Origin of the sequence: Micromonospora sp. WMMD812, from assembly GCF_027497215.1 — a bacterium.
Taxonomy (GTDB): Bacteria; Actinomycetota; Actinomycetes; order Mycobacteriales; family Micromonosporaceae; genus Micromonospora.
Genome location: NZ_CP114904.1, coordinates 1,451,738 through 1,477,383 on the forward strand (window position 1 = coordinate 1,451,738; position 25,646 = coordinate 1,477,383).

The following is a 25,646-nucleotide window of genomic DNA, read 5'->3' on the forward strand; positions in this document are numbered from 1 at the left end:
GCCGGTGTCCACCGATGCCATCGTCCTGCTGAAAGAGGACCACAAGGAGATGCGCCGTCTGTTCAAGGCCTTCCAGGACGCCGAGGAGGGACCGGCGAGCCAGCGGCAGAAGCTGGTGGGGCAGATCCTGGAGGCCCTCACGGTGCACACCTACCTGGAGAACGAGGTGATGTACCCCGAGGTCCGCAAGCTCCTGCCCGACCTCGAGGACGACATCCTCGAGTCGTACGAGGAGCACCACGTCGCCGACCTGCTCTGCGCCGAGCTGTTCACGATGGACGCCGAGGACGACCACTTCAACGCCAAGACGACGGTGCTGATCGAGAATGTGCTGCACCACGTCGAGGAGGAGGAGCAGGAGTGGTTCCCCAAGGTGCGTGAGGCGCTCGGCCGCAAGCAGCTCCAGGAGATCGGCGAGCGGATGATCGCGCTCCGCGCGGACGCGCCCCGCAAGCCGACCGACGCGAAGGCGATCAAGAAGTCCCTGGACGCGGTAACCGCCTGACCGGCGGTGGACGACGGCGACGGGCCCGGCGGAATGCCGGGCCTGTCGCCGCGTCAAGTGATGCATGGAAACGACCGGCCCGCCGCGCCCGGCCCTTTCCCCGCCCGGAGTCGATCAAGAGGCTGCTCTGTCGGGCGCTGCGCGGTCGTTGTGCGTGGCCGGCCGGCCAGTGCTGGCCGGAGGCCGCCAGCAGGTCGGGGTCGGCTTGTGCCCCGGACCTCTCAGGCGGATGCGATGAACAACGTCGACCTCGTCTTCCTGCCTACATCCGCGTCCTGGCTGTTCAGCGCCCGAGGACGTCCACCAGTTGCTGTCCCAGGCCGGTGCAGGCCTCCATGTCCAGGCGGTACGTCACGTAGCGGCCGCGGCGCGCCGAGATCAGCAGCCCGGCCGCCTTCAGCACCGCGAGGTGCCTGGACACCTCCGGCGCCGTCACCTGCCAAAAGTCGGCCAGCTCGCCGGTCGTGTGCGGTCCTCGGGCGAGCGTGCGGCAGAAGCGTAGCCGCAGCGGATGCGCAAGCGCGGTCAGCCGAGCATCCAGCTCGTCCACCCGCAACACCGGACGCGGGTCCCAGCCCGGTGCCGGGTACTGCAGCACGGGCAGCCAACCGGGCGCATACACGACGGTCATATGCGGTGCGCCGTACGCGCTCGGGATGAGCGTCATCCCGCCGCCGCGACCGTCTGCGGTCTGGTCCTGCAGCTTGTCGATCGTCAGAATGCCGCGCTCGGTGTCGACCCCGATCGCGTGCGAGATCCGGCGGAGGGCGCCGATACCCTCGCGAGCCAGGTCGAAGCGTCGACGGTCGGCTTCCTCGGCGAGCGCCGGGCGGACGCGTTTCCAGACCGTGCCGAAGAAGGCGGACTCGCAGGCGAGCAGGAAGCGTCGTACCCGCTCGCGTTCGGCGGCCGGATCGTCGAGCACCCGCTCGGCCCACGCAGCCTGCCGCGGCCCTCGGGCGCGGGCGGCGGCCAGCGCCCGCTGCCGCACGATCGGGTCACGCAGCGGCGACCACACTCGCGGCGCCGGTGAGACGGCCCGATGGGCGGCGAGCGCCGCAGCGACCCAGCGCTCGTCGTCCAGGCGGTCGACGTCGTCGAGTTCCTCGCGCAGGCTCGGCCGCGGTTCGGGTGGGAACAGGAAGTCGGCCCGGCCGGAGTGCCAGAGCAGACCGAATTCCTCGAGGTCCGGAGCCAGCTCTGCGGGAAGGGCGGCCGCCATTCTCGCAACCACCGCGGCGGTGTCCGCATGATGCTGCGGCTCCGCGAGCACGTGCAGCACCGCGCCGAGTTCCGCGAGCGGCGACGGCGTTATCCGGATCCGATCGGCTGGTACGCCGGCGATGTCGACCGAGGTAACCACGGTACCGATCATGACAGGGGTCCGCGCCCGGGCAGACCGATTGACGTCGTTCGTCAATCGACGAGGCATGGATTGACGACGCTGGCCAACCTGGGTCCCTTCGCAGCCGTACGTCCGGACGATCGGGCCGTGACGACCACCCGTACGACGCTTCGTGAGCTGGCCCGCATCCCGGGCGGCGGCCGCTACGCGCTCAGCGCCACAGTCGAGGCAGCGACCTCCGGGATGCTGCGCCCGTTCATCGTGATCTACGCCGTGCTGATCGGGCTCAGCGCGCCGCAGGCCGGTACGACGCTGACCGTCGGCATGCTGGCCGGCCTCGGCGCCGTCCCGCTCGCCGGATGGTGGATCGACCGCGGAGCGCGGCGGGCGCCCGCCGTCGCCGCGCTACTGGTGCGAGCGGTGGGGTCGCTGCTGCTTGCCCTGGTGCCCGGCATCGCCGGATTCGCGATCGGTGTCGTGCTCATCGGCGTTGGCACGCAGATCGCTCCACCCACCAATTCCGCGCTGGTCGCCGCGCTGGCCGGCCCGGCCCAGCGTGCGGCGGCGCTGGCCGCGGGCCGCTCGCTGCGCAACGCCGGCCTGGGCGCCGGCGCCCTGCTCGGCACGGTTCTGGTCGCGAGCGGGCCGGAGGCGCTCCGCTGGCTCGCGCTGGCGACGGCGCTCGGGTGCGCGTTCGGTGCGGCGGTGATCGCCCGGGTGCCGCTGCCCCATCAAGATGTTCCGGCCCCCGCTCCGGCTGCGGCAACGGAGGAAGCGCGCGGTGCCGGCCTACGCCCCGTTACCGTCCTGGCTCTGGCCGGCATTCCGTACGCGTTTTACGCCGACATCCTCGAGATCGCCCTGCCGCTGCTGCTGGTGCAGGGCCTGCACGCGTCGTTGGCGTGGCCCTCGGGCATCTTCGTCGCCAACACCGTCATGGTGATTGCGCTGCAGCTGGTCGTGGTCGTGCGCCTCGCGAAGTGGCCGCACCGCACCGTGCTCTTCTGGTCCGGCCTGTTGCTCGCCGCCTCCTACCTCGGCTTCTGGCTCGGCGGGGCGACCGGCGGCGGCGACGGTACGGTGCTCGTCGCGCTGGTCATCGTGCCTTACACGCTGGGTGAAATTCTCTACACCGGCAGCAGCGTGCCGCTGGTGATCGAGTCAGCACCGCCACACCTGATGGGGCGCGCGCTCGCCCGCTGGCAGCTCAGCTACGGCCTGGCCCGGGCCGTCGACCCCATCATCATCACCGGTCTGCTCAGCCTGGGCGCGGCGGCGCTGTGGCTGCCGCTGGCCGCCGCGACCCTGTTGGGCGCAGCGACGGTGCGGCTGGGCACTCGACGGCATCGTCTGCACCGTTCGCATGGGCAATCCATCAGTCATGCCGTGCCAGACGGCGGGAGCCCGGCCATCGATAGTCCCCTGACCAAGCGCGTTCACGGTGAGCCTGGTACATCCAGATCTGTGAAAGCCGGAGGTTAGATCCCTCCCGGCTACTCGACCCGAGAGCACCAACGCCTGGTACCGGCCCACCGTGATCGTGAAGTCCTCCACCACCGTGCGGAGGCCACCGTCTGCTCGGCATGACGCCGGAGACGCCAGACGGAAGCTGAAGGACAGGCCGCAGCTACGCTTAACGCGCATCCCTCTACCCATCCAGCATGATCCTGATCGCCGCCATCATCTGGCTCCGAAGACCTCGATGACTCGCCTCAAGCAGCGACCTGCGCAGAGTTGACGAACCAGGAACCCGACTCGACATCGATAGGCTCGTCAACCCAAGACTGCACGATGGCGGCGAGCTGCATCGTCATCGGCCACACGTCCACGACCCACCCGTCTGGCGTCACTTCGACATGCGCGCGCAGCGCCTCGATGATCTCTGGCGGCAGATCCCATCAGCGTTCGAGGAGGTCCTCCGCGCCGAACTTCTCAACCATGTTGGCCACAGCCACGGCACGATTCTAGCCAATACGCCCTGCCGCACCGTTCCATGATCGACAGGACAGGCCCTAGCCGGACGTGTCACGGATCAAGTGACAGCGATCCGTAACGCATCACGTGGAGCCCGCCATCTGTCGTACTCCACTTGATGCGCGACGGGCTGGCTTCACTTGGTGTGTGTCGCTCCGCGGGACGGGGTCGTTATCGTGCGACGGTGACCGCTGGTGCCGAGCGTCCCTTGCTCTTCCTCGACGTGGATGGACCGCTCATCCCGATCGGTGGGGGGCCGCCGCAGAACTCTGAAGCGCGTGCAGCCAGGGCCGAAGCCAGCGGCCAATGGGACGAGATGTCCAACCCACTCCTGTCGAGGCTCAATCCGATGCACGGAAAGCGGCTCAGCACGCTCGGGTGCGAGCTGGTCTGGGCTACCACGTGGATGGCCGATGCGAACGAGGAAGTGGCACCGCGGATCGGCTTACCAGCACTGCCTGTCGTCGACTGGCTGGAGGGTGACGAGGAGCGCCCGATTCGGCGGCTGCACTGGAAGACCAAGGCCCTGGTCGCTTGGGCGGCCGGACGTCCCTTTGTTTGGGTCGACGACGAGATCAGCGAAGTTGACCGAGCCTGGGTCGCCGCCAACCATCCCGGACCCGCACTTCTCCACCGTGTTGACCCACGGGTTGGGCTTTCCGGTCCCGACTTTGCCGCCATCGAGCGATGGCTTGCCGCACGCCGCCAAGAGATCGTCCAGCCGGAGGTGTCACCCAACATCTGACATCGATCCGTCACGCATCAACTGGAGCCCGACCCCGCCGGCAGCCACGGTCGCGAGCCGGTGTCCGACTCCGGTTGACGCGCTACAGGTTGACCCCGCTCGATGGGTTATCCCCGACCCACTGGCTAGCGACTGTGCAGCCCTGGTCGAACGCCCTCGATCGACGGCCGACCGCTAAGCCACGAGACTCTTGGTCATGATGTGCTCCCGACGCACGCCGTCGGGCATGAGGTCGCCTAGCTCACCCGTGTCCCGGAAGCCGTTCCGCTGGTAGAGCGCCCAGGCGTTCTTGTTGCCCTCCACCACGGCCAGGCGAAGCGTCTCCGCGCCGACCTGCCGAGACCACTGCTCGACCGCCCTCACGAGGTGATCGCCCACACTCCGGCCACGTCCGACCGGCGCCACGTACATGGAAATCAGCTCGAGGACGCCGTCCTGATCGGTCGGCACCCCGCTGGCCATTCCGACGGGCTGCCCGTCGAGCATCGCCACTATGTTGTACGAACCGGAGATGGCCAACCGACCGCGCCAGCGTTCCTCACGGTCACCGTCGCCCTGCCAGTCCGCCAGTTGGGAACCGAACGCGTACGCCGCCTCCGCCAGCGCAGCGAGCCGCAGTTCTCGCCACATCTTCCAGTCGCCTTCAGTGAGCACACGCGTCTCGATCATGCGGGGAAGGGTGCCCCAGGTGCGGGAAGCACGCAAGGCGGTATCCGGTGACGCGGTGTGGCGACAAGGCCCTATCGGCCGGCGAAACTGTCACCTATCAACTGGAACAGATGTGTAACGCATCAACTGGAGACCGACACGGCCGGCAGCCGGATGTCGGTCTCCACTTGATCCGTTACACATCGGCTTCACTTGAAGGTGACAGTTGGTCGACTCTCCGGGCTCGGCTGTCACAGTGGTGCGTAACCGGCGTGCCGCCTTCGCTGGGGCATGCGATCCTCGATGCCGGTCAAGACCGCGCGGTCAGCGGCATGTGCGGATGTCTGTGTGCGCGGCGGTTTACTAACGTCGGCTCCGTCCCAGTTCAGTCGATCATCGGTGTGCTCGCCCGCATGCCCTCTGCCTCCGTCAACTCCACTTGCTACCGTGAGCGTCCTTGATTCGGTCGTGGGGTGTGCTTGACGATGACCAAGATTCTCAGGCTGATCGGATACTGGGACGGTCCGGCGGTGTCGGAAGGATTGCCCGATGTCTGCGGCTTTGTGGTCGCCGACGCCGACGCCACACTGCAGCGGGCTGTTGCGGCGTACCTCCGATCCGGCACGGACTTCGTCGCTGCGGCCGGCGTATCCGTCTGCCGGCTGTGTGGTGCCGCGAACGGCAGCACCGAGCAGACCGATGGAGAGTATTTCGTGTGGCCTGAAGGCCTGGCTCACTACGTCGAAGAGCACGATGTCCGTTTGCCCGATGAGGTCGCGGCTGTCGCCGTCCGCGGCGTGGCGTCAACGGTCGACCCCGAGTGGTTCGAGCACGCGTTGCTGGAGACCGGCGAGGTGAGAATTGATGTGGACTGGTGGTGCGGCCTGGCCGGGGTGAGCTCTACTGCCCCTGCTATCGAGCATCTGCCTGGCTGTCGACGGAGCGAGTCGACGGCGAGTTGGGACCTGCCTACCAGCGCCGATATCTATGTCGATCGGGTGCCGCCGGAAGCTGTGACGATTCTGGTTCGGCTCCGACGACTGCTCGGTACCTCATGGCCGTTTTCCGGCCTTCGCGACCTGCTCGCCTCCCAACCAATCCTCGCCGCCGTCGGCAACCCGTCCATGCTGTATCGCACACTGACCATTTCACCCGACCTAAGGCCGTATCTCTTCTACCGCGCGGAGGGTGGGCTCATGCCAGTGTGGTGCGATACCTGAACATCGTCAGCCCCTGCTGCACGACCGCGCACTAACCAACGGCAGTTCAGGATGCCGGGCACCACGGGACGCCGAACACCGAGCGTGACGGCTCTTCGCTTACCTGCGCGCACGGACGGCGGCATGAGCGGGCGCTGCAGGGTGCCGGATAAGATCGACCGCAGTGCGTAGAAGACGACGAGCCGATCACCTAGATCAGGCAGCGGACGCCGCCCGAAGGGCTATCCGTGGCAATTGGCAGCGAGCAACGCCGACGAGAACGCAAGCCGCGCATCGAAGGGCTGTTCGCTGGCCAGCAGGTCGAAGCCGCGCTCGACCTACTACACCTGATGGATATGGCGTGGCACGACTGCTACGGGCCGCGGGAACTGGAGGTGCCGCCGGCCGTGCTTGACGACGTCCTGCTGCTGGCAGACGGTGACCTCGCCGTCCTGATCGGGGTGGCTCGTGAGGCGGTTATCGACTTCCGCGATGTCCGGATAGCCGCCAACACGAAACGCGCGAAGAGTAAGTAGCGACGTGCGGTCCGATCCGAGCAGTTCGGATTCAGTGGGTCCAACCAGCGTCCCGGCGTCCCACCACGACCCGCCAGCCGCTCTGTTTGCCCACCGCCGACCGCTGAGCTATCGCCTACCATCCCCATCGGTAGAACCTGCCCAGGAATCACCTGCCGCCGCCGCGGTTCGTGATAGTCGACGCCACGGCGGCCCCGTGAGGGCGTAGGTTCGCCAGCATGTCCGACCTGCCGCTCGCGTCCGCGTTCACGGTCTTCAGCGATCAAGACTCGGGATGCCTGTCCTACGGCGTCGAGGAGGCCGGGCGCCGCTGGTTCGTCAAGAAGGCCATCACCGTGCGGGCCCGACTCTCTCTTTTCCGGGCCGCGCAGTTTCACTCCGCAGTTCAGCACCCAGCGATCATCCGCCCCGCGCAGGTCCTCGACGGCCCCGACGGACCCCTGCTGGTTTACCCCTGGTACGACGGCACAGTTCTCAACCACGCCACCACGCACGGCTCGGACCGGGCGGCACTTGCCCGTTTCCAGCAGATGCCTCTCCCCGACGTCGAGGCAGCTGTCACCACGATCCTCGACGCGCACGTGGCCATCACGGCGGCCGGCCACGTCGCGGTCGACCTGTATCACGGCTGCTTCCTCTACAACTTCGGCAGCAGACAGATGTGGCTGATCGACCTGGACGAGTACCGGCCCGGCCCCTTCACCCTCGACGCCGACCACCTGCCCGGATCCCGCCGCTACATGGCCCCGGAAGAGTTCGTCCGTGGTGCGGTCATCGACCAGCGGACCACGGTGTACACCCTCGGCCGCACCATCCAGCACCTGCTCGACTCCCCACACGGCTGGCGAGGCTCCCCGGCCCAAAGCCAGCTCGCGCACCACGCCACCCGGCCGGCGCCGGAAGATCGACACCCCGACGTGGTGAAGCTGGTCGCCGAGTGGCGATCCACGTGCACGGCCTGAGCCGGGCATTGGCCGGCCTGGGGAATGGCGTTGCGCAGCAGCCGGCCCGCCCGGTTAAGCTGATGGCATGACCAGCTCGCATGCGTTCCCGGCGGCGTCCCCCGACGTCCCGTTCGGCGCGCTGCGACGCCGGTGGTCCAACGACCGCCTGCGCTGAGCAATCTTCTCTGCGACCGGCGGATCGAGCCGCCGGTCATCGTCGATCGTCCTCGGTCCGCCCGCATCCTCATCCGGTGATCCGCGCCGCGGATCCGAGCGAGATCGGCGTACCCATGGATCTGGAGAAACTTCTGGCCGACCGGCTGGCGCCGGCGTTCGCGACGGTGGCGGGCGAGCCGGTGGACCCGGTTGTGCGGCGCTCCCAGAGGGCTGATTTCCAGTCCGACGCGGCGCTGGCACTGGCCCGGCGGCTCGGCCGGCCGCCGCGCGCCATCGCCACCGAGGTGCTGCAGCACGCCGAGCTGGCCGACCTGTGCAGTGTGGCGGAGCTCTCCGGCCCGGGCTTCCTCAACCTGACCGTCGCCGACGACGCCTTGGCCGGGCTGGTCTCCGCGCTGGCCACCAGCCCACGGCTGGGAGTGCCGGTGGCCGCCGCGCCGGAGACTGTAGTGGTTGACTACTCAGCGCCGAACGTGGCGAAGGAGATGCACGTCGGGCACCTGCGATCGACGGTGATCGGCGACGCGGCGGCCCGGCTGCTGGAGTGGCTGGGGCACCGGGTGCTGCGGGCCAACCACCTGGGCGACTGGGGCACGCCCTTCGGCATGCTGATCGAGCACCTGGTCGACCCGGGCGAGGCCGAGGCGGCGCAGGATCTGTCGATGGGCGATCTGGACTCGTTCTACAAGGCGGCTCGGGCCAAATTCGACGCCGACGAGGCGTTCCGGGAACGGTCCCGGCGGCGGGTGGTGGCGTTGCAAGGCGGCGACGAGGCAACGCTGCGGCTGTGGGAGTTGCTGGTGGCGCAGTCCGAGCGGTACTTCCTGACCGTGTACGACCTGCTCGACGTGACCCTCACCGAGCGGGATTTCCACGGTGAGAGCAGCTACAACGACCTGCTCGGCCCGGTGGTCGAGGACTTGGACCAACTCGGGCTGCTGCGGGAGAGCGAGGGGGCGGCCTGCGTGTTCCCGCCCGGCTCCGCCGGGCGCGACGGCGCGCCGCTGCCGTTGATCGTCCGTAAGTCCGACGGCGGATACGGCTACCCCGCGACCGACCTGGCGGCGATTCGACACCGGACTGCCACGCTGGGCGCGACCCGGCTGCTCTACGTGGTCGGGCTACCGCAGCGGCGGCACTTCGAGATGGTCTACGCCGCCGCCGCGCAAGCCGGATGGCTGGCCCCGCCGGCGCGGGCCGAGCACATCGGGTTCGGCTCGATCCTTGGGTCGGACGGGCGGATGCTGCGCAGCCGAGCCGGCGGGTCGGTGAAGTTGGTCGGGCTACTGGAGGAGGCGATCGCCCGGGCCACCGCATTGGCCAGGGAGCGGAACCCGGAGTTGGGCGAGGCTGAGGCGGCCGAGGTGGGCCGGGCGGTGGGCATCGGCGCGGTCAAGTACGCGGACCTGTCCAGTGACCGGCACCGGGACTACGTGCTCGACTGGGAGCAGATGCTCTCGCTGGACGGCAACACTGCGCCCTATCTTCAGTACGCGTACTCACGGATCCGGTCGATCTTCCGGCGAGCCGGCGTGACGGCCCAGCCGGAAGCGGGGATCTCGCTAGCCGAGCCGGCCGAGCGGGCACTCGCCTTGGAGCTGATCGGCTTCGGCAGGGTGGTCGACGAGGTGACGGTGAACCTGGAATTCCACCACCTCGCCGGGTACCTGTACCGGCTGGCCGCCACGTTCAGCACGTTCTACGAGCGGTGCCCCGTGCTGCGGGCCGACGGACCACTCCGGGAAAGCCGGCTGGTGCTCTGCGACCTCACCGCCCGGATGCTCCGGCAAGGCCTCTACGTACTCGGCATTCGGACCCCAGAACGAATGTGATCAGGAACGTGATCACAGGTTCGGCTCGCGGCACGAGCACGCCCCACTACCGACTATTCGACCGCGTCGAAGCGTTCACCAACACGGCGCACGAGGACGGTCCGCACGTCCGCCAGGATGTCGGCCGGCACCCCCACGGCCCAGCACACTGACGAGCCGTAGCAGCAGCAACGCACCGCCGATCACGATGGCGCCCGACGCGGGGAGAGGTTCGTCGCGGAGCAACAGGACGCCGACGGTGGGAAAGACGGCGCCGGTGGGCAGCAGCAGGTCGCGGCGGGTAAAAGCCGAACCGCGCCTCGTACACCTCACGCGGCGCGACGGTGCTGCCCTCGGTGGCCTTGCCGCGAGGCAACGGCGCCGCGAGTCGCTGAGAGACGGCGACGTAGGCGAAGGCGCCCAGCCAGCCGGCGACGGCGACGGCGACGGCGACGCTGACCACGCCGTCCCACGGGAACGGCAGCCCGACCAGGACCAGCTGGTAAAGCACCAGGTAGGCAACGACGGTCACCGCGAGGGCGGTCCCAAGCGCCCACCAGCGATGCCGCGGACGGACCACCACCTGCCACCAGAACAGGACCAACGGTCCGCCCGGAACCAGCACTGCCGGACGCACCCACAGGTCTGGGTCGCTGCCCGTCACCGCGCTAATCACGGCGAGGAGCCCAAGCATGAAGGCCGTCGCGAGGGGCGGGCCCAGGATCGCCCAGCGAACGTGCGTGGGATTCGGTTCGTCCGGCACGGCGGGAACCCCGGAACCAATCGATCAACCCTGGGACAGCGACAGTGTCGCCGAGATTGAGCAACGCCTGCCGCGCCTCGCGCGCTTGTTCCCCCGTCAGCATTACGTGAAGCCCTGACTGGCGGGTGCTGGGCTCGGGGAGAAGGTCATAGCGGATCTCCGGTCGGGCAGTCGTAGACCGTCCAGCCGGCCGAAGCCAGCCGCGAACCGCCGAGCCCTCTCGAGAGGCAGATCCGCCCGACGGACAGCGCGGATCCGCAAGGCGTCTCGTTACAACTCGCGCCACTGTCCCACGCGAGCAGGATCACCGGTGCGAGCAAACTCTCCCGGCGCGCCGGCGCAGCCGACCCGGAGACCCTGGGGCGCCAGTTACTTCTCCTGGTCGAGGGGGCGACCCTGGTCGCCGCGCACCACGACCGAACCAGCGCCGGCACGCACGCCAAGCAGGCCGCCCTTGCCCTGCTGGACGCCGCCCGGCCCGCCGGCGCCCGACCCTGCGCCCCGTCGGTTCCGCCAACGATTCCTGCCGCCGGGTGACGCCGTGGACTGCACGGCACTCGACGATGGCTTTGGCCAGCTCCAGGCCCGGTACGTCCCGCCGCCGACCTGATCCGGCGGTGAGCCTGCACCGCCGGATCAGACGACTGTCACTCGGGCCCTAATCGGCAGATCGTCCGGGCTCGACCAGGAGCCGGGCGTAGTTGGCCATCGAGCGCTGGTAGCGCGGCAGGTGCTTGGCGAGCGCCCCGACGGCGATCGACACCGCCTCACGTTCCCGGCCTACGCTGGTCAGCGCCAGGGCGAGCGTCGCGCTGACCGCGTCGTCGAGTTCGTCGGACCCGCGCCCGCGCTCCTCGGTCAGCAGTCGGACGCACTCCTCGGCCTGCCCGATGTTCCGCAGTGAACTGGACATCTGGATCAACGAGCGTCGGCGGCGGATACCGTCGATGCCCAGTTCCAGCGCCCTGCGGTAGAGCGGTACCGCACGGTCCGAGTGGCCGGTCGAGTCCCAGGCGCAGGCCCGCTCGAACGCCGCCACCGGATGATTCGGCTCCAACTCGTCAGCGAGAGCGCCGACACGTCGGCGGAACTCCTCCTCGTCCCACTCCTCCGGCCCCGCGTTGAAGGCCGCCCACAGATCCGCACTGCGCTGCTCCCAGTCGGCGCTCGGGTTCATCCTCGTTCTCCTCCTGATCGTCGGCTCGGACGAGAGACACTCTGCGAGCGCTGGTAACGTCTACGCGAGTGATTCGGTGCATGCCGAATCTCAGCTCCAGGGAGAGACGAATGGCGGTCACGCTACAGTTCGGCGCCGCCGACCTGCTGCGCTGCCGTTTCGCCATCTCGCCCATGCTCGAGACGCTGTCCGCGGTGCGCCTGCTGTCCCCGCGGGAAGGCGTCGGCCCTCACCGCCGCTGGCTCGACACCCTCGACCTGCGGGAACTCGACCTGCGACCGATCGCACTGCTTCAGCCCCGTCGCGGCTACACCCCCGACTTCCTGTCACCACCTCCGGTCGGTCCGCACGCCCGCTTCGAGGACGAACTCGCCGCGGTCGCGGCCAGCGACCATGACCGGGTACACGCAGAGGTGCGACGGTCACTGGCGGACACCCCGGGGGCGGCCGCGTCGGCGACCGGACGGCTCCTGCTGGGCGATCCGGCCGCAGTGCTGCGGACGCTGGTCTCACTCGTGAAGCAGGCGTGGGAGGTCCTGCTCGAACCGGTCTGGCAGCAGGTGCGCGGGCTGCTCCACACCGATGTGAGCTTTCAGACCCGACGTCTCGCCGAAGGTGGCCTGGACCGGCTGTTCGCTGAGCTGCATCCCCGACTGCGCTGGAACAACGGCACGCTGACCCGCGAGTACGGCGACGACGAGCATCGCGACCTGCGCGGCGAAGGGCTCGTCCTGGTGCCCAGCGCCTTCAAGTGGGATCAGGTCGTCGTCATCGTGGACCCGCCGTGGCAACCCACCGTGATCTATCCGGCGCGCGGGCTTGGCACCCTCTGGCAGCCCCCGTCCACCGATCGGCATGCGGCGCTGGGACGGCTGATCGGGAGGACCCGGGCGGCGCTGCTGCTCAGCCTCGACGAGCCGGCCAGCACGACCTCGCTGGCCCACAGTCACGCGCTGGCCAACGGCACGGTCTCGGAGCATCTGGTGGTGCTGCGTGACGCCGGGTTCGTGGTCGGAGAACGACACCGGCACGAGATCCGCTACCGGCGCACCTCCCTCGGCGAAGCCGCCCTCTGCTAGGTTGTCGGCTCTCGCCGGTTGGGCGCTCTACTTCGTAGCGGACGTCGGGCTGCTGAGGGGCGCAGGCATGCTCGCTATCCAGTGGTCGTATGGCTTCGGCCGGCGCGAGTCGTCCCCAGCGCAGACGGAGCCAAATTCGAGGTTGACTACTGGACCGTGACGTCAAGAGCTGACCACCGGCAAGAGGGTGCGCTGAAACTCTTGTTCTCCCGTCAGATGTCGTGACGCTCGCCGAGCGGCACAACGGCATGCTGAAGGCTCTGCGCACCTGCGTTAGAACCAAGTCCACGGGCGGACAAGTCGCCACAGGCGCCCTCGCCAGCGAGCACGCCGAGGATGCAGGAAGAGCTCGATGTCCTCCAACGCGTTGGTGGCAGTCCCCTTGACGTGAGGCATGACGCGCGCCTGACGGAGCGCGGCGACTACACGATCTTCGTCGAGCCGACCGTAGACCCTTGCCAGATGCCCGAGGCACGTGGCGGCGAGCGCCTGCACCTGCTGGTCATCGTGATCGAGCAGACCCAGGTAGAGCTCCTGCGCTTCCTTCCAGTCGCCATCGCCGTAGAGCGCGCATCCCACCATCGCATCCAGGGCGCCGACGATGTCATCGCGATCGAGCGCCGCCCGCACACCGGCTGGCGTTGCCGGCGGAGGGTTGTGAAAGATGTGGTGCTCGTGGCCCATGCCCCACACCTTTGATCATCGCCACCGTCGGCCAACACCCGCTCATCGGATGAGTACGGCGAAGGGTTCGGCCGGCTCCGGGGTGCCGGCGACCGGCCGGCGGCCGGCCTGTCCTCCGTCGGCTTATGTGCGACACGCGTCCGCCAGGTGATCTGCGACAGTGGTCGGTTTCGGCACTCTGGGTCCGACGTCTCCGCGGGGCGTCGGGACTCGGGGAGGCCGGGATTGGCACTGGTTGTCTTGTCGGTTGTCGAGCAACGCCTGGATGCGGTTCGTGCGGTGCTGGCCGGGTCAGATGTCATGGAGGTGGCCGCCAGCTTCGGGGTGCACCGGTCGACGGCCCGAAGGGTAGCCGTTACGGCTTGTCGACCCATTGGATGTTGGTGGGACGGCGGCCGGTGCGCAGGAATTCGTGGCCGGCCTGTCGGGCCTGTTCTTCAGTGATTTCGATGTCGAAGGGGTCGGCGCCTGCGGGGGTGAACCACGGGTCGTTGATCGCGTAGTCGGCGTCGCCGGCTGTCTGGCCGGGTGGGGCGCCAGGCGGTACCGGTCCCCAGCTGACCATGACGTCGGCCTCGCCTTCCCAAAACAGGCCGGATCGGGCCCCATCAAGGGTGATGTGCAGGCGACGCTTGCCGTCTTCGCTGGCCAGCTCGATGCCGCTGCGATGATCCCGCGGTATGCGGTCGAAGAGGGCGTCGAGGTCGGCGGGGTCGGCCACGGTGGTGGTGCCGATGTCCTCGGTCCAGGCTTGCAGCGGTGCGTTCACCGGATGCTCTCCGGCGGTGAGGTGAGCCAGCGACTGCGGCAGCACGGTGAGTAGGTTACCGGCCAGATCTAGCCGGGTCAGGGCGGTCAGGTTACCCAGCGAATCGGGCAGCACGGTGAGGTGGTTTTCCGTCAGGTACAGGTGGGTGAGGGCGGTCAGGTTACCCAGCGAATCCGGCAGCGCGGTGAGCCGGTTGCCGGTCAAGTCCAGCCGAGTGAGGGCGGTCAGGTTACTCAGCCATTCCGGCAGCGTCGACAGATGGTTGTGGGCCAGGTCCAGCCAGGTGAGCGAGGTCAGGTTACCCAGCGAGTCCGGCAGTACGGTGAGCTGATTATTGGACAGGCCCAGCCAGGTCAGGCCGGTCAGCTCGCCCAGCGACTCCGGCAGTGACGGCTCGTCGAGTACCTGCGCGCACGGACGGCGGCCAGATGTGTGCATCCGATCAAGCAGCGAGATCGTTTCCTGCTGGCGTTGTTGGTCGAGGTCGGGACAGCCCCTGCGAGGACGCCGCAGCCATGCTGCGGCGTGCTTGCGGCAGCGGTTGGCCTCCGTAGTAGTTGATCGCTACTGTGCCTCGGTGGCCCGTTCACAGCTCACCGCCGAGTTGGTGGTTGACGGTCATGTTCCGCAGGGATTGGCGCTGTCGCCGGACGGCAAGTGGGTCGCCTACGTGGTCGCCCCGGTCGGGCGGGCTGGTGTTCACCCGGTCAGCGAAATCTGGGTCGCCGCCGTCGACGGGACCGGGTCGCCGCGACGATTGACTTCGGGTGAGGCGTACGATTCGGCGCCGCGGTGGGCCGGGGATTCGCTGTTGGTCTACTTTCTTTCCGACCGCGCCGAGCGTGGCACGGCGCAACTGCACCGGGTGGGGCTGGTCGACGGTGTTGTGCAGGCGGTCACGTCCTGGGCCGCTGGGGCGTCCCGGCACCTCCCACTGGCCGATCCCAACCTGGTCGTCGTGATCGCAGCCGATGAGCCGTCCGCTGAGGACGAACGTCGAGACAGGGAGCGCGACGACGCTCGGGTGTGGGGCGAACGCGTACGCCCGGACCGGCTGCGGCTGCTCGACGTACGGAGTCTGGAGGTCCGGACACCGGATGCGTTCGGCGATCGTCATGTCGTCGAAGTGGTCCAGCGGCCCGACGATGGAATTCTGGCGGCACTGACCTGGTCGAGCCCCGACGTGGACCCGGGCCTGCTGGAGCCCGGCCTCCACCTCCTCGATCCGTACAGTGGCGTGACGCGGGACCTCGGTCCGGCCGCGGCGGACGCGTCGTCGCTCGTCTGGTGGCCCGCCGTCGACGGCTGGCACCTGGCATATGTCGCGAAGACCCCGCCCACTCTGGTGGGCGGACACGCGGTTTTCGATATCGCCGTGCCGGTGAGCGGGCCGGTGGGCGAGCACCTTAACCTGACCGCCGGCACGACCGTCTGCGCGAGCAACCTGGTCCAGGTCGACACCGGTCTGCCGCTGGTGCTGGTCGCCGACGGGCTCGATACCGCGATCCACCGGCTCGATCCGGCCGGGCCCGCCCTCGTCGAGGTGTCCCGGGTCGGGGGCCTCGCGACGTCGTTGACCACGAGCCGGCTCGGTGACGGCGTCGCGGCGGTGGTGAGCACGTCCTACGAACCCGGCAACGTCCACGCCGGCCCGACGAGCGGGCCGTTGACGAGGCTGACCGACCTCAGGCCCGAACTCCGCGACATCCGGTGGGGTGTCCAGGAACGCCTGTCGTACGAGGCATCTGATGGGCTGACGCTGGACGGCCTGCTGATCCTGCCCGCCGGCCGGTCGCACAAGGACGGGCCGTTTCCGCTGGTGACGCTGGTTCACGGCGGCCCGTACGACCGGCACGCCGACCGGCTCATGCTCGGCTGGCACCCGTCCGGCCAGTGGTTGGCGACCGTGGGCTACGCCGTGTTTCTGCCGAACCCGCGCGGCGGCCAGGGGCACGGCCACGACTTCGCGGTGGGCGTCGCCGGTGCGGTCGGCCTCGATGAGTGGACCGATATCTGCGCCGGCATCGACCTGCTCATCGCCGACGGCGTCGCCGACCCCGAGCGGCTGGGCATCGGCGGCTGGAGCCACGGCGGGTTCCTGGCCGCCTGGGCAGTTGGGCAGACCGACCGGTTCAAGGCCGCCGTGATGGGTGCCGGAATCAGCGACTGGGGAATGCTCGCCGCAACCGGCGAGCAGGGACCGTTCGAGTCCGCCCTCGGCGGCAGCAGCGGCTGGGAAGGAACAGGCCCACACCGCCACGACCGGCTCAGCCCGATCTCGTACGCCTCCAAGGTCCGCACGCCGGTGCTGATCCCGCACGGCGAGAACGACACAAACGTTCCGGTATCACAGGCGGAGGCCTTCCACCGCGCGCTACGCAGGTTCGGAGTCGAGCACGAGTACGTCGTATATCCCCGAGAGAACCACTCGATCCGCGAACGCAACCACCAACTCGACGTTCTCCGTCGCACCCGCGCCTGGTTCGACCGGTGGCTCGGATGACCTCGACGTCCGACCGCCACGACCGATGCGGCTAACCGCGGCAGCTAGGGCACCTATTGGGACTGTGAATTGCTCCTCTGTCAAGCGCCCGAGTCGCGCAACGGCTATTCGCGATGACAGCCGCGATCTGGCACAACCGCGCCACCGGACAACCCATGACCAGATCCCTGATCGCCTACGACCACTAACCAGACTTCGGACTTACTCGTCTAGGAACCCGTGCCCCCGGGGGCGAACTTGCCCCCGGGGCTCCGGGTTCAGCCGATGAGGTCCGCCGCCCGCTCGCCGATCATCAGGGTCGGCCCCGCGGTGTTGCCCGCCGGCAACGTCGGCATGACGGACGCGTCGGCGACCCGCAGGCCGGCGATGCCGTGTACGCGCAGCGCCGGGTCCACGACGGCCATCTGATCGGTTCCGATCCGCGCGGTGCCGACTTGGTGGTGTCCACTGTCGACCGCGCGGCGGACGTAGTCGCGCAGTGCGGAGGTGCCCGGGTACACCTCCGCCTTGATCCAGTCGTGTAGCGCCGGCTGCTCGGCGACGGCGCGCAGCGACTCGATGTGCTCCACGAGCGCCTCCAGGTCGCGCGGATCGGAGAGCAGGCCCAGGTCGATGACCGGCGCGTCCGCGGGATTCGCGGAGCGCAGGCCGACCCGGCCGCGGCTGTGCGGGTGCAGCAGCAACGCGAGCGCCGTGAAGCCCTGCTCCGGCAGGTTCTCCTGGATGGTCGAGTAGACGGCCGAGATGAAGACTGCCTGCCGGTCGGGGTTGCCCGCGGCGCCGACACCGCCATCGGCGATGATCTGCGCCTCGATCCCGTTCACGTGCGGCATCGGCACGGCGCGGTTGCTCTCCCAGACGACGGGGCTGCCGACGTGGTCCCGCAGGTTCTGGCCGACGCCGGGCAGGTCGGCGACGACCGGGATGCCGTGGCCACGCAGATGGTCGGCCGGCCCGAGGCCGGAGAGCAGCAGGATCTGCGGGGTGCCGAAGGTGCCGGCCGAGAGCACGACCTCCCGCTCGACCCGGATGACGTGCCGCTCGCCGCCGGCGAGGTACTCCACACCGACGGCCCGGTTCCCCTCGATCAGGATCCGGCTGACCAGCGCGTCGGTCACGACCCGCAGCAGCGGCGACTCCCGCACCGGACCGACGTACGCGCGCCAGGCCGTCACCCGCCGACCGTCCTTGATCGTGTGCTGGGTGAAGCTGGCACCCCGGCTGTCGCCCGCGTTGTAGTCGTGGTTGAAGGGGTGCCCGGCCCCCACGGCCGCGTCGACGAACGCGCGTACCAGCGGATCCGGATCGGTGTTGCGCTGGATGTGCACGGGCCCGCCGTGGTGCGCCTCCAGCCGGCGGAACCGAGGCTCGACGTCGGACCACGCCCAGCCGTCGCCCCAGGCGTCGTAATCGGCGCGCGAGCCGCGGACGTAGAGCATCCCGTTGAGGACCGAACTGCCGCCGAGCGTCTTCCCGCGCGGCTGGTAGAGGACCCGGCCGCCGGCGTGCGGCTGCGGTTCGGTGCCGAACCCCCAGTCGACCTCGCCACCGAACAGGGCCGCGCCGCGCAGCGGATCGCCGATCTCCTCCCGCGTGTCGCTCGGGCCGGCTTCGATGACGACGACCCGGTACCCGGCGTCGACGAGCCGCCGCGCGACGACCGATCCGGCGGTTCCGGCGCCGATGACCACGAAATCTGTCGTGTCGTGTGACCTCATGATGCTGCTCCTGACGTTCTGTCCGATTCCCGTGCCCATAAGTCGAGGGCACCCTCAGGTTCTGCGGCCAGACTAACCTGAGGGAACCCTCGACTTCTTGCTACGCTCGTCACATGGGATCGACACGGACGCCGGGCGGAGACCCACCGAAGTCCTTACGTCGCGATGCCCAGCGCAACCGGGACGCGGTGCTCGCCGCCGCGTCGGACGCGTTCGCCCGACACGGGTTGGACGTGCCGCTGGAACAGGTGGCCAGGAACGCGGGAGTGGCGATCGGCACGCTCTACCGCCACTTCCCGACGCGCCTCGACCTGATCGAGGCCGCGTTCACGGCAAAGCTGCGGGCGTGGATCGCCGCCGGCGAGCGGGCCGCGGGTGCGCCGGACCCTTGGGCGGGCTTCCGCGAATACCTGGAGGCGATGTGCGAGTTGCAAGCCGACGACCGCGGCCTGAGCGACCTCGCCTCGATGCGCCTGCCGCTCTCCGACGACGTCGAGAGCCAGCTCGCTCAGATCTACGAGCTCGGGAAAACGATCATGGAGCGGGCGCAGGAACAGGGAACCGTGCGCGCCGACCTGCGCCCGCAGGACTACGCGTTCGTCTTCTGGTCACACAGCCGGGTGGCGGCGGCGACGCAGGGCGTGGCTCCGGACACCTGGCGCCGGAGCCTCGCCCTGCTGCTCGACGCCTTCCGCGCCGAGGCCGCCCATCCGCTGCCCGCACCGGCCCTCACCGAGCCGCAGCTTCGGCAGGCGATGCGCGACCTCAGCTCAGCCGGCTGACACGACGACCGGCACGGGGCGCAGGCCGACCTGGACCGCCGTGCCCGTCGGCAGTTCGGAGAGCCGGGCGCTGGCCGTCTGGGCGACGACGAGCACGTCGTCGGGCAACGCGACCGTCACCCGGGCCGTCGCGCCCAGGAAGCCGAAGCACAGGCGGTCTCAGCCAAGGTCAGCAGTCGCAGCCTGCCGGCCCGCAGCCCGCGCCGGCCGTCGGCTGGGCGCGGCTTCGGCGGAACCACCACATGCCGAGCGCGGCAGCGGCGAGGACGGCCGCGAGGGCGAGGACAGTCTTCTCCAGCAGTGCGGCGCCGGCGCCGGTTACCAGGCCGGCGACGATGAGCAAGGGAATGGCGCAGCAGGCGACGCAGGCGAGCGCGGCCAGCCCACCGGTGACCTTGCTGTGGGTCGGTGGGCCGTTGTCGGCGGTGGCCGGCGGGTGGACGTGGCGCCGGGTGGGTGCGGTCATCGGGCGGCTCCGTCCGGGTCGGCGAGATCGGCGAAAGGCATCGGGCAGGCCGGGCACGTGCAGTTGGTCAGGCTGTCGCACCGCGCGGCGACGATCTCCTCGAGCCGCCCGTGGATCGCCCGCAGGTCGCTGACCTTCCGCTCGATCTCGACCGGCTTCGAGCGGGCTCGCGCCTGAAGGTCGGGCGTGGGATGTCGCCGGCGGCCGGTGTCCATGAGCTCGGCGACCTCGCCGAGCGTGAACCCGAGCCGCTGCGCGGCCTTGATGATCGCCAGCAAAGTGATGGGCTCCGGCGGGTAGGTCCGGTGGCCGCCGATGCTGCGCGCCGGTTGCGCGAGTAGCCCGCGTCGCTCGTAGTACCGCAGCGTCTCGACGTTGACGCCCGCACGCTCGGCGACCTCGCCGGTCCGCAGACCGCCCCGGTCGGCCATCAGGCGTCGGTCCGGCCAGCCCCCGCGGACTCCGCCAACCCCGCCAAACCGTCGAGGACGTCGCGGAGCTGAAGGCCCGCGCTGCTAATCTCGCGGACTGATGACACGTCGTTTCGGTGACCGGGCCACCTTCGCTGTGGAGGTGGGCGAGATCCAGTCGCCCTCCCTCCGCGTCGTCGACCTGTGGATGGCCGGCAGACGAATGACCACCGATGACAACTCGGCCTTTGTCCCGTTCTTCTCTCCCGCCATACGCTCGACCGCGGCGCAGGTGCGTCGACGTGACGTCAAGCCCTGTCCGTTCCCCGGCCGCGCCCCGGAAGATGCCTTCCGGCTACTTCACGCGAATGACACGGAGTTCCGGGAGCAGTTCTGGTTCATGCAGTGGGGCGAGACCGTCGACAACGTGTCCAAGTACGCCTACCTCGACGACGACCTGGTGATCGTCTTCGCGTTCTGGCGGGCAAGCCACCCCTTCCCCGAGGATCTGGGCAAGGTCTTCGTCGCCAGGATCCCGCCCGACGAGTTCGCGGCCACCGTCGAGCAAGCAGCCGAATTGCTGGATGCCTAAGTCATTACCATCGATCCGCGTCGGTGAGCGCACTCGTTGCGCCCGAGTTCGCCGCAGACTGTGAGTGAGGCGGCACCTCCCACGGCGTGGTGTAGGGCGTGGCCTTGCCCGTTGTTCAACGTTCGGGTCGGGCTGGCGCTTGGCCAGCCAGGAGTCGGTAGGCCTCGGTTGCGGCGTGAGTGACCTCTGCCATCGGGGATAGGTGAGGTAGTCGTCGTCGGCTGCGGCGGGCCCGAGTTCGTCGAGGATGGCTGACAACGGCTCGAGTGTTGCGGTGATCGCGTCGGCCTCGTTGGCGCTGCCGAGGATGGTGCCGACGTCGCTGCGCGGTGAGCGCTCGTCCCAGAACGTGTCGTCGACAAGCCAGTGCACGGCTTCGGTCAGACCCGGCCACGCCGTCGGGGCAGGCGGACGGAGCGTCGCGAGAACCGCCAGGGCGGCGATGACGTCGGCCCTGCGACCGGGCCAGACAATGGTGGTCATGCGTATCCCAGACCCCCGCGATCGATCAAGGGTTCGTGTGCGGCGGCTGTGGCCAGCGCCATGGAGGGCTTCCGTGCCGAGCTCTCTCGGACGGTGGCACGGGCATGGACCTGTACATCCAACAGGACAAGTTCCGGGAAGTGTCCGCGGCCGATGTCACCCCGGACGTAGCCGACCTTCTGGCAGCCACACAGCGGCGTATCGCGGCGTCCGCCCTGGGGGGATGCCGCGACCAAGGCGGCCTCGAAGCGCACCCCGTCATGAACTATGGTCACCACCCAGGACCGGACCATCCCGCCCGATTCAATGCGCTTGATGGCCCGATAGGGCCCGGTCCAAAATCGTCGAAGTCGACGCGTCGCACGCCGTGGCCGTGTCCCAGCCCGGCCTCGTCGCGGACCTCATCGACACCGCTGCCAGCTAGAGCATCACCGGTTGCGGTTCAGCTCGGCCCCATGGCCCGCTCACGAGGTGCGAAACGATCGTTTCGGACTGAGTGACGCGCCCACCTAATCAGTAAGGTGGCGACGGCACCACGGATGGGTACTTGCGGACGCGGTTCGCGTCATTGACGGTAACCCCGGCTAAGACAACCACAGGCACGATGGCGACGACTAGCGGTGGCAGGAGGATCGCCGCTGGTGAGATTGCGGCGAGCAGGAGCACTCCGATCACGCGAAATAGGGACACCCGGGCGAACACCGCGTACTCGAACATGGCCCGCCCGGCGAGGAACAGCGCGGGACCGCCGAGTATGACGATGATCCAAGCCGGTTGTGTGTGTCCGAGCGGGTGCTCGACGACGAGTTCGGCGCCGACGGCGACAGCAACGATGCCGGCGACCATGACCAGGTGGGCGTACAGCGACCAGATGAGGGCACGGAACGAGTCGGAAGCGGCAGCGATCGTATCCGCCAGCAGGCTCCCGGCCCGGTGAATGTAGATCCGCCAGAGCAGCCCTGTGGTGACGAACGCGACCACTGCCGCGGCAATCCGGTCGGGCTCGATGCTGCGACTCAGGGTCAGTCCAGTGACCAGGATGGGCTCGCCGAGCGCGATGATGAAAAGCTGCCGATTGCGTTCGGCGTGGTGCTCACTGGAGATCGCGTACTCGGCCATCCGCATGTACGCGCGCCCTAGCCGCGGCGTGGGGAGGCCCAGCGCGAGGGCAACGTACTCCACGGCCACCGCCAGCGCCCACAGCACTTCGCGGGCCGTGTCGTGCACGAGGGCACCCGCGATCCACGGCACCGCGGACACGACGGCCCAGAAGAGTGATCGCGCGAAAGCCGTCGCCGCCTCGTGGCCCCGCAGCAGGAGCACGGCGGCGGCATGCCGACCGACCTGGGTGGCGACGTATGCGACTGCGAAGAGCATTCCCTGCTCGCCGAACGCCTCGGGCACCGCAGCGGCCATCAGCAGGGTGCCCAACATGGTCGCGAGAACCAGCAGCTGTATCCGCGGTTGCTGCGAGTCCAACCTGTCCGTGAATCCCGAGGTATGGACCCACACCAACCAGAGGGCGAGCAGCAACACCAGCGTCTGAAGGGCCCCGCCCCAGACCAGATCCCTCAACAGCCCCAGCGAGAGCAGTGCGAGCGCGAGGACGAAGACCAGATCGAAGAACAGTTCCAGGAACGTCGCGCGTGGTTCCTCGGGTCGTCGCAGCAGTTCAGCTGCCCCACTTCTCATTCGATTAGCCCGAATCACTCGTGTTGTCCATCTTATGGGTGTTTGTACCACAGCAGTGCTCTGACATATTCGCGATGGAAGGCCCAGCGTTGCCGGCCGGGCGTACACGGCGCGCACTGGTGGTCGACGAGTTCGCCACGTTGACCCACCTCGGCGCGCGGCGGGCCGCTCCGCTACCACGAGCTGTTGGAGGCCATCCCAACTCGTCGTTGAATTTGGCGGACGCGGTCTGGGTACATCCGCTCCGGGCGGTGTTATCGCTGCGGAGAAGGAGGTGCCGTCATGCCGTCAATGGGTTCCGCGCAGCCGATCGGCCAGCTCGGCGACGGCGTCGACGAAACAGACATCGCTCTCCGCCGGCCGGTGCCCGACGATCGGCGGAGCGACGCTGTCGCTGATCGGGATGACCACAGTTGAGGGGTCGGGTATCCGGCGGTCAACCGTTGCCCCGGAGCCGTAGACAGTGGGCGGCTCGCCGGGGCGGTGCGGGGAGAAGACCCAGCCGCCGATCGGATCGGTGTCCCGCCACAGGTTGATCCAACGCCAGCCGACCCGTTCGCCCACCTCGTGCAGCACATCGTCGCCGAAATACGCGGGGCACCAGCGTGCGTACAGGCGGTGCAGGGGCGACCCGTACGTCAACAGTGCCACCCGTTCGCCGACACCGGGCGGGAGCTGGAGCACGGTCGCAGCGAGCAGCACCGAGCCGTGGCTGTGTCCGGTGAGCAGCACCGTATGCCCTTCACCGGTCAGGTACGTGATCCGGCGGCTCAGCTCCGGCACTGCTCGCTCCGCATAGCAGGGCGGCGCGAACGGGTGCGCCGTCCTTGGCCAGAACGTGCCCAGATCCCACCACACGCCCACGTAGCGACGAAACTCGGGCGTCCGGTACGCAAAGATGCCTCCGACGACCAGACCGACGACGAGCGCGGCGATCACGTAGCTGCCGATGCCAATGCCGAAGTCCACCAGGCCGGCTGGGACCCTGGTCCACGTCTCGATCGCCTGCCCCGGGTCGAGCTGAAGCAAACCCAGCGTGCTGGTTGCCATGGTGAAGCCGGCGAGCAAGGCGTACGCAACGGCGAGCGGGCCAAGCCGCTCGGTGAAGCGGGCGCGTGCGATGGACTTCTCGACCTGGCGCAATCGCGGTGCTGCTTCTGACGGAGCGTGGGGGAAATCTTGCGCCAGGGCCACGCAGGCGGCCCGGCGCCGGGCCGGCAGGGACACGAGCGTCACCACGGCGGCGAGTGTTGCCGCAGTCACCACCGCCACGAACAGCCCGAAGATCGCCCACCGGAACGGCAGCGGCGGATTGATGACCATCCGGTCGGCGGCCGGGGCGTCGCGATTGAGCAGGTCGGCCGTGCGGTAGACCAGCTCGGAGGAGAAGACTACCGCCACACCGGTACCCACCGAAGCGACCACCGGCGCTCCGGGGGCCCGCGGTGACGGCCCAGCCCGCGCTCCGCTTCGCGTCCACAGCACCGCAGCCCAAAGCAGGAGCAGCAGGAGGGTCTGCGCGGCGAAGAGGAAGGCCACGGTTACGCCGTATCCGGGCAGAGTGCTCTCCGCTGGCCAGGGCGTACGGTCGGTGGCGACCGCGACGACGACCATCGCCGTCACCACGTACGCGAGCGTCCGCAGCACGCGTGTGATGCTGTCGTTCCAGCCGGCCGCGGCCCTGTCGATCACGGACGGTGTGACGGCAAGCACGAGGCAGGCGGCCAGGATGCCACCGGTCAGGATGCCCAGGGTGACGGTCACGGCGACGGCCCGACCGCCGGCGCGTGCCGTGAGTAGGACAGCGTCCAGCGTGGCGAACGCGGCGGCGACATGGATTGCCCGTAACCGCTGTACCCGGGGGTTGGAGGTCCACTGGTCGACGGCGGTGAGCTCGTGCGCGCTGGCGACCGTCCGGGGCGCGCGTGACGGCTGGACGGTCTGCGCCGGACGGGCACCGAGCCGCCAGACCAGGCCGATCGCGGCGACCGGGATGAGCGCCAATACCGCCAGCCGCAGGCCGATCGGCTGCCCAGCGAGCCAGGACAGCCAGCTCCGTCCCGCGAGGCATCGCGGTGATGCCATGCACTGCCAAGCAATTAGATCCAGCACCACCCCGGCTACCGCGATTACGTACAGGGCGGTCAGCGTCAGCGCGAGCACCCGGCACAGGCTCTTGACGACGGTGGTGCGGGCACTCCAGCCCGCCGGGTGCATCCAGATGGCCACGTTGCACAACATGAATGGCAGCAGGAATAGCAGCGAAATCGTGCGGACCGCAGTACTCGAGGGCAGATCGCTCCAGCGGTAGGCCTCCAGCAAGACCCCGCCCGGGCCCCTGGTATCCGGATAGCCGGAGCGGGGCCGGTAGAAGCCGCCCTTGGAATCCCCGGCGACCTGCCGGACGTTTGGACGGTCTAGCACCTGCTCGGTGCTGGCGCCCGAAACGCCGTGCACCCGCAGCTCCACCACCTCGTCCGGCAGTCCGCCTGCCGCTGCTGCCGCCTCTGTCATCGCCCCCCCGTCGACGTGCCGGGCGCGGGCGGTCGCTCGCGCGACGGCGGTGGCGGCGGATACCCGTTCCTCCACCGCCCATACCCGGACACGCAGCGGTCGCTCGTCGTCCAACCGACACCGGCACGAG

General features: G+C 69.0%; 22 protein-coding genes and 1 pseudogene. 12 read left to right on the forward strand and 11 right to left on the reverse strand.

The window, feature by feature from the left end; all coding sequences use genetic code 11:
- Positions 1-4: 4 nt before the first annotated feature.
- On the forward strand, positions 5-505 hold the full coding sequence (locus tag O7603_RS06660) for a hemerythrin domain-containing protein (protein ID WP_281574794.1): 501 nt from the start codon (positions 5-7) through the stop codon (positions 503-505).
- Between the two features lie 283 nt (positions 506-788).
- Here O7603_RS06660 and O7603_RS06665 read toward each other — a convergent pair whose 3' ends face one another.
- Entirely contained in the window at positions 789-1,880 is a 1,092-nt protein-coding gene (locus tag O7603_RS06665; protein WP_281574795.1) for a DUF5937 family protein, read from the reverse strand.
- A gap of 117 nt (positions 1,881-1,997) precedes the next feature.
- Here O7603_RS06665 and O7603_RS06670 point away from each other — a divergent pair, with 117 nt between their 5' ends.
- Both O7603_RS06670 and O7603_RS06675 read left to right on the forward strand, forming a co-directional pair.
- On the forward strand, positions 1,998-3,332 hold the full coding sequence (locus tag O7603_RS06670) for an MFS transporter (RefSeq protein ID WP_281574796.1): 1,335 nt from the start codon (positions 1,998-2,000) through the stop codon (positions 3,330-3,332).
- Positions 3,333-4,032: 700 nt separating this feature from the next.
- Entirely contained in the window at positions 4,033-4,569 is a 537-nt protein-coding gene (locus O7603_RS06675; protein ID WP_348651070.1) for an HAD domain-containing protein, read from the forward strand.
- A gap of 174 nt (positions 4,570-4,743) precedes the next feature.
- Here O7603_RS06675 and O7603_RS06680 read toward each other — a convergent pair whose 3' ends face one another.
- Complete coding sequence (locus tag O7603_RS06680) at positions 4,744-5,238, reverse strand: GNAT family N-acetyltransferase (protein WP_281574798.1); 495 nt, start codon at positions 5,236-5,238, stop codon at positions 4,744-4,746.
- Between the two features lie 464 nt (positions 5,239-5,702).
- Between O7603_RS06680 and O7603_RS06685 the strand changes: the two genes are divergently transcribed.
- The 4 genes from O7603_RS06685 to argS all read left to right on the forward strand — a co-directional run bounded on the left by O7603_RS06685 (position 5,703) and on the right by argS (position 9,905).
- Positions 5,703-6,437: a hypothetical protein gene (locus tag O7603_RS06685; RefSeq protein WP_281574799.1), complete on the forward strand. Its 735-nt coding sequence runs from the start codon at positions 5,703-5,705 to the stop codon at positions 6,435-6,437.
- A gap of 227 nt (positions 6,438-6,664) precedes the next feature.
- Positions 6,665-6,952 carry a hypothetical protein gene (locus O7603_RS06690; RefSeq protein ID WP_281574800.1) on the forward strand — a complete coding sequence of 96 codons (288 nt, stop codon included), beginning with the start codon at positions 6,665-6,667 and terminating at the stop codon, positions 6,950-6,952.
- Positions 6,953-7,170: 218 nt separating this feature from the next.
- Positions 7,171-7,914, forward strand: coding sequence for a serine/threonine protein kinase (locus tag O7603_RS06695; RefSeq protein ID WP_281574801.1), 744 nt, complete (start codon positions 7,171-7,173; stop codon positions 7,912-7,914).
- Positions 7,915-8,186: 272 nt separating this feature from the next.
- Complete coding sequence (argS, locus tag O7603_RS06700; RefSeq protein WP_281576634.1) at positions 8,187-9,905, forward strand: arginine--tRNA ligase; 1,719 nt, start codon at positions 8,187-8,189, stop codon at positions 9,903-9,905.
- 1,400 nt (positions 9,906-11,305) lie between these two features.
- On the opposite strand, the gene O7603_RS06705 is transcribed toward argS, so the two are convergent.
- Positions 11,306-11,824 carry a tetratricopeptide repeat protein gene (locus O7603_RS06705; RefSeq protein ID WP_281574802.1) on the reverse strand — a complete coding sequence of 173 codons (519 nt, stop codon included), beginning with the start codon at positions 11,822-11,824 and terminating at the stop codon, positions 11,306-11,308.
- Positions 11,825-11,934: 110 nt separating this feature from the next.
- Between O7603_RS06705 and O7603_RS06710 the strand changes: the two genes are divergently transcribed.
- Entirely contained in the window at positions 11,935-12,903 is a 969-nt protein-coding gene (locus tag O7603_RS06710; protein WP_281574803.1) for a DUF5937 family protein, read from the forward strand.
- Between the two features lie 273 nt (positions 12,904-13,176).
- On the opposite strand, the gene O7603_RS06715 is transcribed toward O7603_RS06710, so the two are convergent.
- A complete protein-coding gene (locus O7603_RS06715) occupies positions 13,177-13,587 on the reverse strand; it encodes a hypothetical protein (RefSeq protein WP_281574804.1) in 411 nt (136 codons plus the stop codon).
- Positions 13,588-13,942: 355 nt separating this feature from the next.
- A complete protein-coding gene (locus O7603_RS06720; protein ID WP_281574805.1) occupies positions 13,943-14,794 on the reverse strand; it encodes an Imm1 family immunity protein in 852 nt (283 codons plus the stop codon).
- Between the two features lie 139 nt (positions 14,795-14,933).
- On the opposite strand from O7603_RS06720, the gene O7603_RS06725 reads away from it, so the two are divergent.
- Both O7603_RS06725 and O7603_RS06730 read left to right on the forward strand, forming a co-directional pair.
- Positions 14,934-16,859 (forward strand): S9 family peptidase, encoded by a 1,926-nt coding sequence (locus O7603_RS06725; RefSeq protein ID WP_281574806.1) that lies wholly within the window; start codon positions 14,934-14,936, stop codon positions 16,857-16,859.
- An 86-nt stretch (positions 16,860-16,945) separates the two neighbouring features.
- Positions 16,946-17,047 (forward strand): annotated as a pseudogene (locus O7603_RS06730) (IS982 family transposase); the annotation flags it as partial.
- A gap of 69 nt (positions 17,048-17,116) precedes the next feature.
- Here the strand turns inward: O7603_RS06730 and O7603_RS06735 are convergent.
- On the reverse strand, positions 17,117-18,577 hold the full coding sequence (locus O7603_RS06735) for a GMC family oxidoreductase N-terminal domain-containing protein (RefSeq protein ID WP_281574807.1): 1,461 nt from the start codon (positions 18,575-18,577) through the stop codon (positions 17,117-17,119).
- Between the two features lie 113 nt (positions 18,578-18,690).
- Here O7603_RS06735 and O7603_RS06740 point away from each other — a divergent pair, with 113 nt between their 5' ends.
- Positions 18,691-19,359 (forward strand): TetR/AcrR family transcriptional regulator, encoded by a 669-nt coding sequence (locus O7603_RS06740; protein WP_281574808.1) that lies wholly within the window; start codon positions 18,691-18,693, stop codon positions 19,357-19,359.
- On the opposite strand, the gene O7603_RS06745 is transcribed toward O7603_RS06740, so the two are convergent.
- Genes O7603_RS06745 through O7603_RS06755 form a run of 3 tightly spaced genes read right to left on the reverse strand, consistent with a single transcriptional unit; the run spans position 19,348 to position 20,256 of the window.
- On the reverse strand, positions 19,348-19,512 hold the full coding sequence (locus O7603_RS06745) for a TOBE domain-containing protein (protein ID WP_348651071.1): 165 nt from the start codon (positions 19,510-19,512) through the stop codon (positions 19,348-19,350). The two genes, O7603_RS06740 and O7603_RS06745, sit on opposite strands and share 12 nt — an antisense overlap.
- A 16-nt stretch (positions 19,513-19,528) precedes the next feature.
- A complete protein-coding gene (locus tag O7603_RS06750) occupies positions 19,529-19,825 on the reverse strand; it encodes a hypothetical protein (RefSeq protein WP_281574809.1) in 297 nt (98 codons plus the stop codon).
- Complete coding sequence (locus O7603_RS06755) at positions 19,822-20,256, reverse strand: MerR family transcriptional regulator (RefSeq protein WP_281574810.1); 435 nt, start codon at positions 20,254-20,256, stop codon at positions 19,822-19,824. The genes O7603_RS06750 and O7603_RS06755 overlap by 4 nt, the downstream gene beginning before the upstream one ends.
- A 142-nt stretch (positions 20,257-20,398) precedes the next feature.
- Here O7603_RS06755 and O7603_RS06760 point away from each other — a divergent pair, with 142 nt between their 5' ends.
- On the forward strand, positions 20,399-20,827 hold the full coding sequence (locus tag O7603_RS06760; RefSeq protein ID WP_281574811.1) for a hypothetical protein: 429 nt from the start codon (positions 20,399-20,401) through the stop codon (positions 20,825-20,827).
- A gap of 996 nt (positions 20,828-21,823) precedes the next feature.
- Here O7603_RS06760 and O7603_RS06765 read toward each other — a convergent pair.
- Both O7603_RS06765 and O7603_RS06770 read right to left on the reverse strand, forming a co-directional pair.
- Positions 21,824-23,002 (reverse strand): low temperature requirement protein A, encoded by a 1,179-nt coding sequence (locus O7603_RS06765; protein ID WP_281574812.1) that lies wholly within the window; start codon positions 23,000-23,002, stop codon positions 21,824-21,826.
- A 288-nt stretch (positions 23,003-23,290) separates the two neighbouring features.
- On the reverse strand, positions 23,291-25,591 hold the full coding sequence (locus O7603_RS06770) for a hypothetical protein (RefSeq protein ID WP_281574813.1): 2,301 nt from the start codon (positions 25,589-25,591) through the stop codon (positions 23,291-23,293).
- Positions 25,592-25,646: the final 55 nt, after the last annotated feature.

Bases quoted from the DNA above. Each gene is read 5' to 3' on its own strand.
- O7603_RS06665 (WP_281574795.1), bottom strand. From the start codon at position 1,880: ATGATCGGTACCGTGGTTACCTCGGTCGACATCGCCGGCGTACCAGCC.
- O7603_RS06710 (WP_281574803.1), top strand. From the start codon at position 11,935: ATGGCGGTCACGCTACAGTTCGGCGCCGCCGACCTGCTGCGCTGCCGT.
- O7603_RS06685 (WP_281574799.1), top strand. From the start codon at position 5,703: ATGACCAAGATTCTCAGGCTGATCGGATACTGGGACGGTCCGGCGGTG.
- O7603_RS06735 (WP_281574807.1), bottom strand. From the start codon at position 18,577: ATGAGGTCACACGACACGACAGATTTCGTGGTCATCGGCGCCGGAACC.
- argS (WP_281576634.1), top strand. From the start codon at position 8,187: ATGGATCTGGAGAAACTTCTGGCCGACCGGCTGGCGCCGGCGTTCGCG.
- O7603_RS06765 (WP_281574812.1), bottom strand. From the start codon at position 23,002: ATGAGAAGTGGGGCAGCTGAACTGCTGCGACGACCCGAGGAACCACGC.
- O7603_RS06755 (WP_281574810.1), bottom strand. From the start codon at position 20,256: ATGGCCGACCGGGGCGGTCTGCGGACCGGCGAGGTCGCCGAGCGTGCG.
- O7603_RS06680 (WP_281574798.1), bottom strand. From the start codon at position 5,238: ATGATCGAGACGCGTGTGCTCACTGAAGGCGACTGGAAGATGTGGCGA.
- O7603_RS06750 (WP_281574809.1), bottom strand. From the start codon at position 19,825: ATGACCGCACCCACCCGGCGCCACGTCCACCCGCCGGCCACCGCCGAC.
- O7603_RS06715 (WP_281574804.1), bottom strand. From the start codon at position 13,587: ATGGGCCACGAGCACCACATCTTTCACAACCCTCCGCCGGCAACGCCA.
- O7603_RS06740 (WP_281574808.1), top strand. From the start codon at position 18,691: ATGGGATCGACACGGACGCCGGGCGGAGACCCACCGAAGTCCTTACGT.
- O7603_RS06695 (WP_281574801.1), top strand. From the start codon at position 7,171: ATGTCCGACCTGCCGCTCGCGTCCGCGTTCACGGTCTTCAGCGATCAA.
- O7603_RS06705 (WP_281574802.1), bottom strand. From the start codon at position 11,824: ATGAACCCGAGCGCCGACTGGGAGCAGCGCAGTGCGGATCTGTGGGCG.
- O7603_RS06720 (WP_281574805.1), bottom strand. From the start codon at position 14,794: ATGCACACATCTGGCCGCCGTCCGTGCGCGCAGGTACTCGACGAGCCG.